The sequence below is a fragment of the Jiangella rhizosphaerae genome (assembly GCF_003579925.1).
Taxonomy (GTDB): domain Bacteria; phylum Actinomycetota; class Actinomycetes; order Jiangellales; family Jiangellaceae; genus Jiangella; species Jiangella rhizosphaerae.
Genome location: NZ_QUAL01000053.1, coordinates 1 through 15467, shown reverse-complemented (window position 1 = coordinate 15467; position 15467 = coordinate 1). Strand labels below are relative to the sequence as shown.

Here is a 15467-nt window from a genome sequence, read left to right as displayed (position 1 = left end):
TTCATGCACTGGGATTCGAGCGGCAGGTGCTCGGACCGATCCCTTCTGGGAGGGAGACAGACACATGGCGAAGAGCAGCGCCCGCAGGGGCTGGGCGGCTGTCGGCCTCGCTGCCAGCGTGTCGCTCGTCCTTGCCGCATGTGGTGGCGACGACGGCGACGACGAGACCGCGGGCGGCGGCGAGACTGGTGGCGGTGAGACCGACTGCGCGTTCGCGGAGGAGTACGGCGACCTCAGCGGCTCGACGGTGACCGTGTACAGCACGATCGTCGCGCCGGAGGACGCGCCGCTGGAGGCGTCGTTCGACAAGTTCGAGGAGTGCACCGGGGCCACGGTGGACTACGAGGGTTCCGACGAGTTCGAGGCCCAGCTGCCGATCCGCATCCAGGGCGGGTCCCCGCCGGACCTCGCGATCATCCCGCAGCCGGGTCTGCTGGCCAGCCTGGTCCGCGACTACGACGCCGTCATCCCGGTGCCCGACGAGGCCCGGGCCAACGTCGAGGCGTCGTTCGACCCGTCGTGGATCGAGTACGGCACCGTCGACGGCACCTACTACGGCACGCCGTTCGGTGCGAACGTGAAGTCCTTCGTCTGGTACTCGCCGTCGGCGTTCGAGGACGCCGGCTACGAGGTGCCGGAGACGTGGGACGACCTCATCGCGCTCTCGGACCAGATCGTCGAGGACGGCAGCATCCCGTGGTGCGCCGGCTTCGGCTCCGGTGACGCCACCGGCTGGCCGGGCACCGACTGGGTCGAGGAGGTCATGCTCCGCACGGCCGGCCCGGACGTGTACGACCAGTGGTACAAGCACGAGATCCCGTTCAACGACCCGCAGGTGGTCGAGGCGTTCGACACGGTCGGCGAGATCCTGAAGAACGACCAGTACGTCAACGGCGGCCTCGGTGACGTCGCGAGCATCGCGACCACCCGATTCGAGGACGCCGGCCTGCCGATCCTCGACGGCAACTGCTGGATGCACCACCAGGCGTCGTTCTACCAGGCCAACTGGGGCGAGGGCGTCGAGGTCGCGGAGGACGGCGACGTGTTCGCGTTCTACCTCCCCGGCATCGAGGAGGAGCACGGCAACCCGGTCCTCGGCGGTGGCGAGTTCGTGGCCGCGTTCGCCGAGCGTCCGGAGGTCCAGGCCTTCCAGACGTACCTGTCGAGCGACCACTGGCACGCCGAGCGGGCCAGTCACGGCAACTTCGTGTCGGCCAACCGGACCGTCCCGATCGACGCCTACGAGAGCCCGGTCAACCAGCTCTCGGCCGAGATCATCCAGGACCCCGAGGCGGTGTTCCGGTTCGACGCGTCGGACCTGATGCCGGCCGAGGTCGGGACCGTCGCGTTCTGGACGGGGATGGTCGACTGGGTCACCGGCGCCAGCACGCAGGAGACCGTCGACGCCATCGAAGCGGCCTGGCCGCAGTAGTAGGGCAGCAGGTGGGGGTGGCCGGCACGGCCGGTCATCCCCGCCTCACCCCGCTCCGCTCTCCTAGGTGGTGATACGTGGACACTTTCGAGAAGTTCGGGCAGATGGCCCTGGCGGTGGCGCTGTTCGTCGGCGTCATGGGCGCGATTCTGCTGCTGGTCGGCCGGGCGCGGCGCCGCGCCGACCTGTGGCAGTCGCTGGCGTTCGTGCTGCCGGCTCTGCTGCTGCTCGGCGTCGGGCTGATCTATCCCGCCGTCCGGACGATCTATCAGTCGTTCTTCGACCGCACCAGTGACGAGTTCGTCGGCGTCGACAACTTCACCGAGATCTTCACGAACTCGGACATGCTGATCGTGCTGCGCAACACCGCGATCTGGGTGATCCTGACGCCGTTGCTCGCCACCTTCATCGGCCTCGTTTACGCCGTCCTGGTCGACCGCAGCCGCGTCGAGGCGGCGGCCAAGGCGGTCATCTTCATGCCGATGGCCATCTCGCTGGTCGGCGCCTCGATCATCTGGCGCTACGTCTACGAGTACCGGCCCGACCAGCAGAACATCGAGCAGGTGGGCCTGCTCAACCAGGTGCTCGTCTGGCTCGGCATGGAGCCACGGCACTTCCTGGTCGACACGCCGTGGAACACGCTGTTCCTCATCGTCATCATGGTGTGGGTCCAGGCCGGGTTCGCCATGACGGTGCTCTCGGCGGCCATCAAGGCCATCCCGTCCGACATCACCGAGGCGGCACAGCTCGACGGCCTCACCGGCGTGCGGATGTTCCGCTACATCACCGTGCCGAGCATCCGACCCGCGCTGGTCGTGGTGCTGACGACCATCTCGATCGGGACGCTCAAGGTGTTCGACATCGTCCGGACCCTGACCGGCGGCAACTTCGACACCAGCGTGATCGCGAACGAGTTCTATACCCAGGGCTTCTCGCTGGGTGACACGGGACTGGCGTCAGCGCTCGCCGTCATGCTGTTCGTCCTGGTGATCCCGATCGTGGCCTACAACGTCCGACAGCTGCGAAAGGCGGAACTGCGATGACCGCCGCGATTCCCACCCCCGCCCTCCAGGATGAGCTGGCGACGGTCACCCCGGCGACCATCACCGGCCGGACCCGCAAGCGGCTCACGTCCAGGTGGGCGTCACTGGTCGCACTGATCATCGCCGTGCTGTGGACGCTGCCGACGTTCGGCCTGCTGCTGACCTCGTTCCGGCCGGAGCGGGACATCCGGACCTCCGGCTGGTGGAACTGGTTCGGCGATCCCCAGTTGACCCTCGCCAACTACGACGAGGTGCTCTACGGCGGCTCCTCGCTGTCCACGTACTTCATCAACTCGCTCGTCATCACGGTCCCGTCGGTGATCATCCCGGTGTCCATCGCGTGCCTGGCGGCGTACGCGTTCGCGTGGATGAGGTTCCCGTTCCGCGACACCCTGTTCGTCGCGGTGTTCGCGCTGCAGATCGTGCCGTTGCAGGTGGCGCTGATCCCGCTGCTGCGCATCTACGTCGACACGGGCGTCAACGGGACGTTCTGGCCGCTGTGGATCTCGCACACGATCTTCGCGCTACCCCTGGCGATCTTCCTCCTGCACAACTTCTTCAAGGAGGTTCCCGGCGAGCTGATGGAGGCGGCCCGGGTCGACGGCGCCGGGCACGTGACGATCTTCCTGCGGGTCATGCTGCCGCTGGTCACGCCGGCCATCGCCGCGTTCGCGATCTTCCAGTTCCTCTGGGTCTGGAACGACCTGCTGGTGGCGATCACGATGGCGACCGGCGCGCAGGACGTCCAGCCGCTCACGGCTCGGCTGGCCGAGCTGGTCGGCAGCCGCGGCAGCACGTGGCACCTGCTGTCGGCCGGCGCGTTCGTGTCGATCGTCATCCCGGTGATCGTCTTCCTGCTCCTCCAGCGCTACTTCGTGCGAGGACTGCTCGCAGGTAGCGTCAAGGGGTGACCCTGGACCCGCCCGCGGCCGAGAGATGTGACCGATGACCGGAATCGTCGACGTCGCCGCCCGAGCCGGGGTCTCGGTGGCGACGGTGTCCCGGGCGCTGCGCGGGCTGCCGGGGGTGTCCGCCGCCACCCGGCAGCTCGTGCAGGACATCGCGGCCGAGCTGGGCTACGTCGCGTCGCCCAGCGCGGCCGGGCTGCCCACCGGCCGCACCGGCGCGGTCGCCGTCGTGTCGCCGGTGGCGCGCGGCTGGTACTTCACCGCCGTCCTCGAGGGTGCGCAGGAGGTGCTGGCGCAGCACGGCTACGACGTCCTGCGCTACGACCTGTCCGAGGTCGAGACCAACCGGCGCAAGGTCTTCGACACCCAGCTGCTGCGCAAACGGGCCGACGGCCTGCTCATCATGAGCCTGCCGCTCGACGCCGACGAGGTCGCGGCGCTGCACGCCATGCACCGTCCGGTCATGGTGGTCGGGCCGATCGTGCCGGGCATCCCCACCGTCCGCGTCGACGACGTCGAGGTCGGCCGGCAGGCGACCCGCCACCTCGTCGAGCTGGGCCATCGCAGCATCGCCTTCGCCGGCGGCGACCCCGACGACCACCTCGGCTTCCCGGTCTCGCCTGACCGCCGGCTCGGCTACGTCGAGGTGCTGCGCGAGGCCGGGATCGAGCCGGACCCGCGGCTCACGGTGCCGGCCAAGTTCACCGTCGAGGCCGGCATCACCGCGTACGAGGAGCTGATCGCCCGCGGCGTCCGGCCGACGGCGCTGTTCGCGGTCTCCGACGAGGTCGCCATGGGCGTCATGTACGCGGCCCGGCATCGCGGCGTCCGGGTCCCCGACGACCTCTCCGTCATCGGCGTCGACGACCACGACATGTCCTGGCTGTTCGGCCTCAGCACCGTCGCCCAGGACGTTCGCGAGGAGGGCCGGCTCGCGGCGATGGCGCTGGTCGAGCGGCTGCGCTCCGGCATCGACACCGAGCCGTCGGTCACCACCGTCCCCACCAAGCTGATCGCCCGCACCAGCACAGCGCCGCTCCGCTGAGCAGCTCAGTGCTGCGGCCCGTGCGGGGGCGGGTCGGCGGCCAGGGCGGCGTCCTCGTCGTCGGTGTAGAGGCGCGAGCGGATGAGGAACCGGACCCCTTCCGGCGCCTCGACGCTGAACCCGCTGCCGCGTCCCGGCACCACGTCCACCGTCAGGTGGGTGTGCCGCCAGTACTCGAACTGCGGCCCGGACATGTAGAACGGGGTGTCCGCCACCCAGCCGAGGAACACGTCGACGTCGCCGACGAGGAAGTCGCCGCGCGGGTAGCACATCGGCGAGCTGCCGTCGCAGCAGCCGCCGGACTGGTGGAACAGCAGGGGGCCGTGCTGCTCCACCAGTCGCTCGACGAGCGCGGCCGCGGCGTCGGTGATGGCGACGCGCTCGGGCATCAGCAGAACCTCATCAGAAGAAGCCCTGCGCCTTCGGGCTGTAGCTGACCAGCAGGTTCTTCGTCTGCTGGTAGTGGTCGAGCATCATCCGGTGGTTCTCGCGGCCGATGCCGGACTGCTTGTAGCCGCCGAACGCCGCGTGGGCCGGGTAGGCGTGGTAGCAGTTCGTCCACACCCGGCCGGCCTTGATCTCGCGGCCGGCCCGGTAGGCGGTGTTCGCGTCCCGGCTCCACACCCCGGCGCCGAGGCCGTAGAGCGTGTCGTTGGCGATCGTCATGGCGTCGTCGTAGCCGCTGAATCCGGTGACGGCGACGACCGGTCCGAAGATCTCCTCCTGGAAGATCCGCATCGAGTTGTCGCCCTCGAAGATGGTCGGCTGGACGTAGTAGCCGCCGGACAGCTCGCCGCCGAGATCGGCCCGTTCGCCGCCGGTGAGCACGCGGGCGCCCTCGGCCCGGCCGATCTCCAGGTACGACAGGATCTTCTCCAGCTGGTCGTTGCTGGCCTGCGCCCCGATCATCGTCTCGGTGTCCAGCGGGTCGCCCTGCTTGATCTCCTTGGTCCGGATGACGGCGGCCTCGAGGAACTCGTCGTAGATGGACCGGTCGATCAGCGCCCGCGACGGACAGGTGCACACCTCGCCCTGGTTGAGGGCGAACATCGCGAACCCCTCCAGCGCCTTGTCGCGGAAGTCGTCGTCGGCGGCCAGCACGTCGGCGAAGAAGATGTTCGGTGACTTCCCACCCAGCTCCAGCGTCACCGAGATGAGGTTCTGCGACGCGTACTGCATGATCAGCCGACCGGTGGTGGTCTCGCCGGTGAAGGCGACCTTCGCGATCCGGGAGCTCGACGCCAGCGGCTTGCCCGCCTCGACGCCGAACCCGTTGACGACGTTCACGACGCCCTCGGGCAGCAGGTCGCCGATCAGCTTCATCAGCTCGAGGATGGACGCGGGCGTCTGCTCGGCCGGCTTGATCACGACGGCGTTCCCGGCGGCCAGCGCGGGCGCCAGCTTCCACGTCGCCATCAGTAGCGGGAAGTTCCACGGGATGATCTGCCCGACGACGCCCAGCGGCTCGTGGAAGTGGTAGGCGATGGTGTCGTGGTCCAGCTCGCTGATGCCGCCCTCCTGCGCCCGGATCGCGCCGGCGAAGTAGCGGAAGTGGTCGATCGCCAGCGGCAGGTCCGCGGCCAGCGTCTCGCGGACCGGCTTGCCGTTGTCCCACACCTCGGTCACGGCGAGGCGTTCGAGATTGTCCTCGATCCGGTCGGCGATCCTGTTGAGGATCACGGCGCGCTCGGCCGGCGACGTGCGGCCCCAGGCCGGTGCCGCCTTGTGCGCCGCGTCCAGCGCCAGCTCGACGTCCTCCGCCGTCGACCGCGGGATCTCGCAGAACGACTGGCCGGTGACCGGGGTGGGGTTCTCGAAGTACTGGCCCTTGACCGGCGGGACGAACTGCCCGCCGATCCAGTTGCCGTAGCGGGACTCGAACTCGGCGGGGCTGCCGGGCCGCCCGGGTGCGGCGTACACGCTCATGGCTGGTCTCCTTCGACTGCACGGGTGCGCGGTGCCGGAGACGGTAGGCGGGGCGTGGTTGCCGCAACGTTGCCGCGACGGCGGTCAGGACAGGCCGAGCTCGGCGTCGAGGAGGTCGATCCGGCTGCCGACGGTGGACCGCCGCGGGTCGCCGGCCGGCAGCCGGTCGTGGGCCGCTGTCCAGACCTCGAGGTCGTCGTCGGCGTGACGCTGGGCGAAGTCGAGCAGGGTGCCGCCGTCGGCGTGGTCGAGCAGCACCCGCCGCAGCGCCGCGGCGGTCTCGGCGCGCAACCGGGCGATCCGCGGCGCCTGCGAGAACGGCAGCACCGGCCCGGTGTAGCGGTCGACCGCCGCCCGGGCGTCGCCGCGGGCGAGCAGGGCGTCGAGCTCGGCGAGGTCGGTGGCGACCGGGACGTGCAGGCGGTACGGCCGCGACCCCAGGGCATCGGTGCCCAGCAGTGCGCGCAGCCGGCTCAGCTCGGCCCGGACGGTGACCATCGACGGCTCCCGCTCGTACAGGTCGACGGCCAGCTGCTCGGCCGTCAGCCCGTCCGGCCGCAGGGTGAGCAGCAGGAGGACCTCGGCCAGCCGGGGCGAGATGGTCCGTGGCGCGCCGTCGCACAGCAGCCGCCCGGTGGTGCCGAGGACCTCCAGCCGCGGGCGGGCGGCCGGCGGCGCCGCCGGATGCGACCGGGACGGCGCCGGTGGACGCAGCGCCTGCAGGCGCAGCTCGCCCTCGGCCGCCGCCGCGGCGGCACGGACCAGCGTCAGCATGTGCGGCGAGGCGACGTGGTCGCCGCCGGTGACGTCGATGACGCCCAGGACGGCGCCGGTCCGCGGGTCGTGGATGGGCGCGGCCGAGCAGCTCCACGGCTGCACCGCGGCGGAGAAGTGCTCGGCGGCGAAGATCTGGACCGGCCCGCCGATGGCCAGCGCGGTGCCGGGGGCGTTGGTGCCCGCCGCCTGCTCGCTCCACCGCGCCCCGGCCAGGAAGTGCATCGCCTCGGCCCGGCGGCGCAGCACCGGCTCGCCCTCGACCCACAGCAGCCGGCCCTCGTGGTCGGCCACCGCGACCAGCAGGTCGCTGTCGGCGGCGTCGGCCACCAGCAGGTTCCGGATCACCGGCATCACGGCGGCCAGCGGATGCCCCGAGCGGTAGCCGTCGAGGTCGGCGTCGGTCAGCTCGACCGGTGGGAGGCGGGCACCGGCGGGATCGGCACCCGACGACACCGACCGCTGCCAGGAGTCGGCGACGACCGGACGCACTCCGGGGGCCGCCCGGCCGGTGGTGACGAACGTTTCGTGGGCGAATCGCAACCGGCGCGCGATGGCGGGCAGGTCGGCACCGGCCGACCAGGCCATCGCCGTCTTCGTCATCGAAGCTCCCTCGTCGCGCGCCCGCCACGTCGAGGGTAGAACGCCCTCGTGCCGCTGCGTAAGTCGTCCTGTCAGGACGTCTCATTCCCGTGATAGGTAAGAAACCGTGACAGAGACCCCGCCGGAGACCCCGGACATCCCACCCACTCCGTTCCACGACCTGGACGCCTACGTGGCACTGCCGCGGACCGGCGGGCTGACGCTGTCACCCGACGGCACCCGCCTCGTGACCGCGGTGTCCACGCTGAACCCTGACAAGACCAAGTACGTCACGGCGCTGTGGGAGGTCGACCCCGCGGGCGAGCGTCCGGCGCGCCGGCTGACCCGCAGCGCCAAGGGCGAGAGCGGCGCCGCGTTCCTGCCCGACGGTTCGCTGCTGTTCGGCTCGGCCCGCCCCGACCCGGCCGCGAAGGACGATGACGAGGTTCCGCTGCTCTGGCTGCTCCCGGCCGGCGGAGGTGAGGCCCGCGTCGTCGCCAAGCGGCCCGGCGGCATCGGCGGCGTGGTCGTCGCGCGCGAGTCCGGGGCCATCGTGGTCGCCTCCAGCACCTTCCCCTCGTCGGCCGATCTGGAGTCGGAGGAGAAGAAGCGCAAAGAGCGCAAGGAGAAGAAGGTCTCCGCGATCCTGCACGAGCGCTACCCGGTGCGGTACTGGGACCACGATCTCGGCCCCGACGCGCCGCGGCTGTTCGCCGGCTCGCTGCAGGACGGTGAGTCGCCGCTCGACGACCCCGCGGTCGAACTGCGCGACCTCACCCCTGACGCCGGTCGCTCGCTCGACTCCACCTCGTTCGACGTCAGCCCCGACGGCTCCACCGTGGTCGCGGTGTGGAACGTCCCCGAGCGCGGCGGCTTCCGTCAGTCGCTGGTGCTCGTCGACGTCGCCACCGGCGAGCGGCGCGTGCTGGCCGACGACCCCGACTTCGAGTTCGAGGCGCCGAAGTTCGCGCCCGACGGCGCCAGCGTCGCGGCCATCAAGGGCCGGCGGTCCACGCCGACCGAGCCGGTCGACCAGGAGCTGGTCGTCATCACCGTCGCCGACGGCGCCACCCGGTCGCTCACCGCCGACTGGGACCGCTGGCCGGGGTCGCCGGTGTGGACGCCCGACGGCTCGGCCGTCCTCTTCGCCGCCGACGACGACGGCCGGTCCCCGGTCTTCCGGGCCGACCTCGGCAGCGGCGAGATCACCCGGCTCACCGCCGACGACTACGCCTACTCCGACCTCGTCGTCTCGCCCGACGGGCAGACCGTCTACGCGCTGCGTACGTCCTACCTCGAGCCGCCCCGGCCGGTCCGGCTGTCCGCGACCGCTCCCCGGCAGCAGTCCGAGCCGCTGCCGGCGCCCGCCCCGGTGCCGGCCCTCCCGGGCACCCTCACCGAGGTCGACACGACGGCGGCCGACGGCGTCCGCGTGCGGGCCTGGCTCGCGCTGCCCGACGGCGCATCGGCCACCAGCCCCGCACCGCTGCTGCTGTGGATCCACGGCGGCCCGCTCGGCTCCTGGAACGCGTGGTCGTGGCGGTGGAACCCGTGGCTCGCGGTCGCCCAGGGTTACGCCGTCCTGCTGCCCGATCCGGCGCTGTCGACCGGCTACGGCCTCGACTTCATCCGCCGCGGCTGGGGCGCCTGGGGCAAGGCGCCGTTCACCGACCTCATGGCCATCACCGATGCCGCCGTCGCCCGCGACGACATCGACGAGACCCGCACCGCGGCCATGGGCGGCTCGTTCGGCGGCTACATGGCGAACTGGGTGGCCGGCAACACCGACCGCTTCGACGCCATCGTCACCCACGCCAGCCTGTGGGCGCTCGACCAGTTCGGCCCGACCACCGACGCCGCGTTCTACTGGGTCAAGGAGATGTCGGCGGAGATGGCGGCGGCCAACTCGCCGCACAACCACGTCGACTCCATCACCACGCCGATGCTGGTCATCCACGGCGACCGCGACTACCGGGTGCCCATCGGCGAGGCGCTGCGGCTGTGGTTCGAGATCGCGTCGCGGGCCGAGGCGGAGGACGGCGAGATCCCGCACAAGTTCCTCTACTTCCCCGACGAGAACCACTGGATCCTCACGCCGCAGCACGCGAAGGTCTGGTACCAGACGGTGTTCGCGTTCCTCGCCCACCACGTGCTCGGCAAGGACTGGGAGACGCCGGCGATCCTGGTCTGACCGCCGGCGCCCCCGTCGTTCTCAGCGCGCGCTCGCCCTGCCCACCGCGGGCGGGGCGAGCGGCGAGTGCGCCTCGGCGTACCGCCACAGCGCGTCGCCGCCGTTGAACAGGCTGCGTTCCTGGTCGCGGGCGTCGAACAGGGCGGTGAAGCCGGGCGTGGCGTTCTTGGCGAAGAAGTTGTTCGCCAGCGTCGCCACCCGGTACTCCCCGCCGGGCCGCAGCGGCCGCCCGTCGATGCGGACGCTGCCCGGCACGATCCGCCGGCCCACGGGCCGGTCGGTGTCGTAGGCGTACGTGACGTTGCCGGACACCGCCATCGAGCGGAACGTCACCGTCCCGTTCGGGCCGGTCTGCCACTGGCTCTCCAGCAACTCGAGCACGTCGCCGCCGGTCACCGTGCCGCGGACGATCCCGACGCCGATGCCGGAGTCGTAGACCAGGCCGACCGCGAGCTCCGGGAAGAGCACCCGGCCGGGTGCGTCGCCGGGCCGGGACGCAGTCGGCGCGTACGTCAGGTCGGCCCGCAGGATGCCCGGCATGGCGACCGCGAGGTCGGCCTCGCCGTCCTGGTTCGCCGCCCAGAGGAAGGCGTCGGCCGCCAGGTTGTACGCCGGTGACTCGGCGGCGTCGCCCGCCGCTCGCCGGATGTCGCCGGTGATCGTCGCGACCTCCGTGGCGTTGCGCTCGGCCAGCTCGGCCCGCCAGTAGGCGGCGATGCGCAGCGCCTCCGGGTCCCGCGCGACGTCCTGGGTGTTCGGGTGCAGGACGGACGTGGTCCGGTCGCGCACGACGTCGCCGGTGGCCGGGTCCAGCTGGAGGCCGATCTCGCTGATCAGGTGGCCGTGGTTGCCGCCCTGGACGATCGGCCGCGGCACGCCGTCGGGGCCGGGCAGGAAACAGTTGGCCATGCCGTGCCAGTGCCCGGTGACGATCGCGTCGACCTCCGCGTCGATCTCGGGGTTGACGTCGACCGCCGGGCCGAACGGCGCGACGCACTCGTCGTAGCCCGCGCCGGCCTGCTGCGAGAACCCCTCGTGCAGCACGACGACGATCGCCTCGACGCCCTGGGCCCGCAGGTCCGCCGTCGCGGCGTTGATCGCGGCGACCTCGGGCGCGTAGTCGTACCCGGCGGGCGTGTACGACATCTGCTCGCTCGAGGTCAGCGAGGTCGTCGCGTGCACGAACCCGACCGGCAACGTGCCGCCGGCGCCGTCGTCGACGTACTCGACGTGCGACGGTGACAGCGCGGGCTCGCCGGTGGCGTGGTCGACGAGGTTGGCCGAGTAGTAGTCGAACTCCGCGCCGTCGAAGGCGCGCCCGGTCGAGTCGGTGAAGCACAGGTCGTCGTCGGGGCGGCCCTCGCAGGTGCCGTTCATCATGTGGTCGAGGAACGCGAAGCCGCGGTCCATCTCGTGGTTGCCGACTGTGCTGAACTCCAGCCCGATGGCGTCGAGGTACTCGATGGTCGGCTCGTTCCAGAAGAACTCGGTCTCGTCCGGCCAGCCGGAGAAGTCGTCGCCGGCGGAGAACAGGATCGAGTTCGGCTGTCCCGCGGCGAGCTGCTTCAGGTGCGTGGCGAGGTACGCGCCGCCGCCGACCCGCTGCGCCGGGTCGCCCGCGTGCGGGCCGCGGATCGTCGCGGTGTACTCGCCGAAGTAGCCGTGCAGGTCGGTGATCGACAGCAGCTGGACGGGGACGGTGCCCGCGGCGGCCTGGTCCGCGGTCGCGGCGGGAGCGGCCGCCCCCGCCAGGACGAGGGCCGCTCCGGCCGCTCCGGCGGCGGTGAGGACGTGGTGACGGCGCATCAGCGGCTCCCGATCCGATCGAGCTCGAGCCAGTCGAGGTTGAAGTTCTGGTAGGCGTCCGGATCGACCTGGACGGTGACGTGGTGCGTGCCGCGGTCGAGCACGATCTCGCCGACCGGCTGGGTCATGAACGTGTTGTGGCCGGTCGTCGTCCGGACGTCCACCGGGCCGAGAGTGACCCCGTCGTCGACCTCGACCGTGAACCGGCCGGCCGGGCGGTACGGCGACGACACCCGGGCGGTGACGGCGTAGCGGCCCGGCACCCGCACGTCGACGGAGTAGCGGATCCACTCGCCGCCGCGGATCCAGCAGACGACGATCGCGCTGCTCTTGAAGATCGCGTTGCGCAGTGTGCCGGTCCGGACGAGCAGCTCGTACTCCTGGTCGCGGAACGGCCAGCCCTTGTCCAGGTTGACCATCGCCCGGTCCTTGACCACCGCCAGCGCCTCCTCCAGCGTCGGCACCTGGTGATCGGTGAGAGCGGCCTGGGCGCCGCCGAGGTGCTCCTTCAGCCGCAGCGCCTTGATCTGGGCGAGCGTCAGCGACGAGACCGCGCCGGTGCCGTTCGTGGTGCGGTCGACGGTGGTGTCGTGCATGAGCACGAGGTGGCCGTCCGCGGTCCGCTGCACGTCGATCTCGACGACGTGCGCGCCGCGCTCGATGGCCTGCTCGATGGCGGCGATCGAGTTCTCCGGCGCGCCGCGCCAGTAGCCGCGGTGCGCGATGACCATGACGCCGGCGTCCGGCCCGTGGTCGAGGTACATCTCGTGGATCGCGTCGATCCCGCGGACGGGTGCGGCCGCGGCCGTGGCGCTCGGCTGGGTGGCGGCCGGAGCCGCGGGTGGCGGAGCCTGCTCGTCCGTGCGGACGAAGCCGGCCACCGTCAGCGCGACGGCGGCGGTCGTGACCGCCGCCGTCCTCCAGGTGCTGGGCATGGGTGCTCCCTGATGGGTGGGGTGAACCACCCACTCTCGGGACGAAAGGTGTGCGGCAAGGGGCCGCCCGGTGACGCCCGCCCGACGCTCCTGTGAAGTCGGGCTCGCAGAATGGGCGCATGGCATCGACTGGACGGGCCCGGGTCCGCGCCCCCGAGCTGGTGGGACGCGGCGGCTGTTCGCTCCCTGGCGGCCCGACGTCAGCCGGCCCTGTCCAAGGTCACATCCGAATCAAGAACGCCACCACGAACAACGGCCACAGATCCCGAAGGACCTGACCAATGACCTTGGTGTGACTGCGGAACCTCTCCAAGCGCTCCAGCGTCGTGCGTCCTCGCCTGTGAGTGTGGCTCACTCGGCTACCTCCTGAGTGCTGAGGCCACCGGAGAGCCGCTCCCACAGCCCGCCCGGTAGCCCATTTCTGGACTACGCCGGGCGGATTCCCGATGTAGTTAGCCCACCAGGATGACAGTCGGACATCCGAACGGTCAACGGGTAGCCTTGGAAGCGGTCGGAGGAGGCGCTCCCACGTCGGCGATCCCGGCTAGGCCCCGGCGCGTGCTGTGTGGCTCCGCGCCGGGGCTCTTGATGTCCAGCGCAACGACGACGCTCGGCGGGCTATCCGGTGCGAAGGACCGACGCGCCCTTCCACAGAAGTGACCAGCGTGTCGGACCGCCTGGGGCGGGCGATCGGCCTCAGCGGATGCGGCATAGACATTCTGGCCTGGTCTATCAGGCGAGGTCATGGTCTCCCCGCTGCGGGGCCGCATTGGATAGTCGCGGACAATGGCCCCATGACGCAACACCGAGCGCGAGCGCGGGTCCGCGCCCCCGAGCTGGTGGGACGCGGCGGCTGGCTCAACACCGGCGACAGCGCGCCGGCCCTCGCCGAGCTGCGCGGCCGCTTCGTGCTGCTCGACTTCTGGACGTTCTGCTGCATCAACTGCCTGCACGTCCTCGACGAGCTGCGGCCGCTGGAGGAGCGGTACGGCGACGTGCTGACGGTGGTCGGGGTGCACTCGCCGAAGTTCGTGCACGAGGCCGACCACGAGGCGGTCGTCGCGGCGGTGGAGCGCTACGGCGTGCACCACCCGGTCCTCGACGACCCGGACCTGACGACGTGGCAGAACTACGCCGTCCGGGCGTGGCCGACCCTCACGCTGGTCGACCCGGAGGGGTACATCGCCGCGCAGTTCTCCGGCGAGGGGCACGCGCACGCGCTCGCCGCGATCCTCGACGAGCTGATCCCGGTGCACGAGGCCAAGGGCACGCTGCGCCGCGGCGACGGCCCGTACGTCCCGCCGGAGCCCGAGCCCACCACGCTGCGCTTCCCCGGCAAGGCGATCGCGCTGCCGGGCGGGACGTTCCTGGTCAGCGACAGCGGCAACCACAGCCTGGTGGAGCTGGCCGACGACCTCGAGACGGTGGTGCGGCGCATCGGCACCGGCGAGCGCGGCCTGGCCGACGGCGGCCCCGACGCGGCCAGGTTCAACGAGCCGCAGGGCCTGACGCTGCTGCCGCCGGAGTTCCACCCGTGGACGGGGTACGAGGTGATCGTCGCCGACACCGTCAACCACGTGCTGCGCGGCGTCCGGCTGGCCGACGGCCACGTCACGACCATCGCCGGTACCGGCACACCGTGGATGCAGGGCGACCCGAACGGCGACGACGTCCAGGGCGACCCGCGCGCGTTCCCGCTGTCGTCCCCGTGGGACGTCGCCTGGTCGCCCGAGCTGCTCACCGTCGTCGTCGCGATGGCGGGCATCCACCAGCTCTGGGCGTTCGACCCGAAGGAGCCGTCCATCCAGGTCCTGGCCGGCACGACGAACGAGGGTCTGGTCGACGGCAAGCTCCGCGAGGCCTGGTTCGCGCAGACCTCGGGCTTGACGGTGACGGCGGACCGCACCCTGTGGCTGGCCGACTCCGAGACGTCCGCGCTGCGCGCGGTCCGCGACGGCGTCGTCGAGACCGCCGTCGGCACCGGGCTGTTCGACTTCGGCTTCCGCGACGGCCCGGCCGGCGAGGCGCTGCTGCAGCACCCGCTCGGCGTGACGGCGCTGCCGGACGGCTCCGTGGCGATCAGCGACACCTACAACAACGCCGTCCGCCGCTACGACCCCGCGACCGGAGAGGTGAGCACACTGGCCACAGGCCTGCGCGAGCCCAGCGGAGCGGTCGTCGACGGCGAGCACCTGGTGGTGGTCGAGTCCGCGGCGCACCGGCTGACCCGCATCCCGCTGGGCTCGGCGGCGACGGCGTCCGGCTCGGCGCACCGGACCCAGCGGCCGGCCCTCGACGTCGCGGCCGGCGAGGTCGAGCTGGTCGTCGTGTTCGACCCGCCGCCGGGGCAGAAGCTGGACGAGCGGTACGGCCCGGCCACCCGGCTGACGGTGTCGTCGACCCCGGCGCCGCTGCTGGCGGACGGCGCGGGCCGCGACACCGCGCTCACCCGCCGCCTGACGATCGCGGCGGCCGGCGACGGTGACGGCGCCGGCGTCCTGCACGTCGCCGCCATGGCCGCATCCTGTGACGACGGTGGCGAGAACGCCGCCTGCCACATCCACCAGCAGGACTGGGGCATCCCCGTCCGCGTGGTCGACGGCGGCGCCAACCGCATCGAGCTCGTGCTCTCCGGCTGAACGGCGGTCGGGCTCCGCTCAGCGTTCGCTAGGGGCTCCCCGTCCCCCTGCTGCCCCATTCTCTTGCCGCGCAACCGCGCCTCAAGTCCGCGCGCGTCGTGGCCGGGCTTCGCTGTGGTGGGGGCGCTTGGACTTGACCCGCGGTTGCGCGGCCAAGAACGGGCAGCTATCAGGGGGACGGGGAGG

At 71.6% G+C, this 15467-nt stretch carries 11 protein-coding genes; 6 read left to right on the top strand and 5 right to left on the bottom strand.

Annotation, left to right across the window (positions count from 1 at the left end):
* The first annotated feature begins 64 nt into the window (after positions 1-64).
* The 4 genes from DY240_RS06195 to DY240_RS06180 all read left to right on the top strand — a co-directional run bounded on the left by DY240_RS06195 (position 65) and on the right by DY240_RS06180 (position 4428).
* Positions 65-1432, top strand: coding sequence for an ABC transporter substrate-binding protein (locus DY240_RS06195; protein WP_119659080.1), 1368 nt, complete (start codon positions 65-67; stop codon positions 1430-1432).
* A gap of 104 nt (positions 1433-1536) precedes the next feature.
* Complete coding sequence (locus tag DY240_RS06190; RefSeq protein WP_119659166.1) at positions 1537-2475, top strand: carbohydrate ABC transporter permease; 939 nt, start codon at positions 1537-1539, stop codon at positions 2473-2475.
* Entirely contained in the window at positions 2472-3386 is a 915-nt protein-coding gene (locus DY240_RS06185; RefSeq protein ID WP_119659079.1) for a carbohydrate ABC transporter permease, read from the top strand. Before DY240_RS06190 ends, DY240_RS06185 begins: the two co-directional genes overlap by 4 nt.
* Before the next feature lie 34 nt (positions 3387-3420).
* A complete protein-coding gene (locus tag DY240_RS06180; RefSeq protein WP_119659078.1) occupies positions 3421-4428 on the top strand; it encodes a LacI family DNA-binding transcriptional regulator in 1008 nt (335 codons plus the stop codon).
* Between the two features lie 5 nt (positions 4429-4433).
* On the opposite strand, the gene DY240_RS06175 is transcribed toward DY240_RS06180, so the two are convergent.
* The 3 genes from DY240_RS06175 to DY240_RS06165 all read right to left on the bottom strand — a co-directional run bounded on the left by DY240_RS06175 (position 4434) and on the right by DY240_RS06165 (position 7731).
* Positions 4434-4817, bottom strand: coding sequence for a DUF779 domain-containing protein (locus DY240_RS06175; protein WP_119659077.1), 384 nt, complete (start codon positions 4815-4817; stop codon positions 4434-4436).
* Positions 4818-4830: 13 nt separating this feature from the next.
* Entirely contained in the window at positions 4831-6354 is a 1524-nt protein-coding gene (gene adh, locus DY240_RS06170; RefSeq protein WP_119659076.1) for an aldehyde dehydrogenase, read from the bottom strand.
* An 84-nt stretch (positions 6355-6438) separates the two neighbouring features.
* Positions 6439-7731, bottom strand: coding sequence for a GAF domain-containing protein (locus DY240_RS06165; protein WP_119659075.1), 1293 nt, complete (start codon positions 7729-7731; stop codon positions 6439-6441).
* A 106-nt stretch (positions 7732-7837) separates the two neighbouring features.
* Here DY240_RS06165 and DY240_RS06160 point away from each other — a divergent pair, with 106 nt between their 5' ends.
* Positions 7838-9901, top strand: a complete 2064-nt coding sequence (locus DY240_RS06160) for an alpha/beta fold hydrolase (protein WP_233552626.1) — start codon at positions 7838-7840, stop codon at positions 9899-9901.
* A gap of 21 nt (positions 9902-9922) precedes the next feature.
* Here the strand turns inward: DY240_RS06160 and DY240_RS06155 are convergent, their stop codons facing one another.
* Both DY240_RS06155 and DY240_RS06150 read right to left on the bottom strand, forming a co-directional pair.
* Positions 9923-11707 carry a bifunctional metallophosphatase/5'-nucleotidase gene (locus DY240_RS06155; RefSeq protein ID WP_119659074.1) on the bottom strand — a complete coding sequence of 595 codons (1785 nt, stop codon included), beginning with the start codon at positions 11705-11707 and terminating at the stop codon, positions 9923-9925.
* On the bottom strand, positions 11707-12642 hold the full coding sequence (locus DY240_RS06150) for a glycerophosphodiester phosphodiesterase family protein (protein ID WP_119659073.1): 936 nt from the start codon (positions 12640-12642) through the stop codon (positions 11707-11709). The genes DY240_RS06155 and DY240_RS06150 overlap by 1 nt, the downstream gene beginning before the upstream one ends.
* A 794-nt stretch (positions 12643-13436) precedes the next feature.
* Between DY240_RS06150 and DY240_RS06145 the strand changes: the two genes are divergently transcribed.
* On the top strand, positions 13437-15281 hold the full coding sequence (locus DY240_RS06145; RefSeq protein WP_119659072.1) for an NHL domain-containing thioredoxin family protein: 1845 nt from the start codon (positions 13437-13439) through the stop codon (positions 15279-15281).
* Positions 15282-15467 lie beyond the last annotated feature (186 nt).

Bases quoted from the DNA above. Each gene is read 5' to 3' on its own strand.
- DY240_RS06195 (WP_119659080.1), top strand. From the start codon at position 65: ATGGCGAAGAGCAGCGCCCGCAGGGGCTGGGCGGCTGTCGGCCTCGCT.
- DY240_RS06190 (WP_119659166.1), top strand. From the start codon at position 1,537: ATGGCCCTGGCGGTGGCGCTGTTCGTCGGCGTCATGGGCGCGATTCTG.
- DY240_RS06185 (WP_119659079.1), top strand. From the start codon at position 2,472: ATGACCGCCGCGATTCCCACCCCCGCCCTCCAGGATGAGCTGGCGACG.
- DY240_RS06180 (WP_119659078.1), top strand. From the start codon at position 3,421: ATGACCGGAATCGTCGACGTCGCCGCCCGAGCCGGGGTCTCGGTGGCG.
- DY240_RS06175 (WP_119659077.1), bottom strand. From the start codon at position 4,817: ATGCCCGAGCGCGTCGCCATCACCGACGCCGCGGCCGCGCTCGTCGAG.
- adh (WP_119659076.1), bottom strand. From the start codon at position 6,354: ATGAGCGTGTACGCCGCACCCGGGCGGCCCGGCAGCCCCGCCGAGTTC.
- DY240_RS06165 (WP_119659075.1), bottom strand. From the start codon at position 7,731: ATGACGAAGACGGCGATGGCCTGGTCGGCCGGTGCCGACCTGCCCGCC.
- DY240_RS06155 (WP_119659074.1), bottom strand. From the start codon at position 11,707: ATGCGCCGTCACCACGTCCTCACCGCCGCCGGAGCGGCCGGAGCGGCC.
- DY240_RS06150 (WP_119659073.1), bottom strand. From the start codon at position 12,642: ATGCCCAGCACCTGGAGGACGGCGGCGGTCACGACCGCCGCCGTCGCG.
- DY240_RS06145 (WP_119659072.1), top strand. From the start codon at position 13,437: ATGACGCAACACCGAGCGCGAGCGCGGGTCCGCGCCCCCGAGCTGGTG.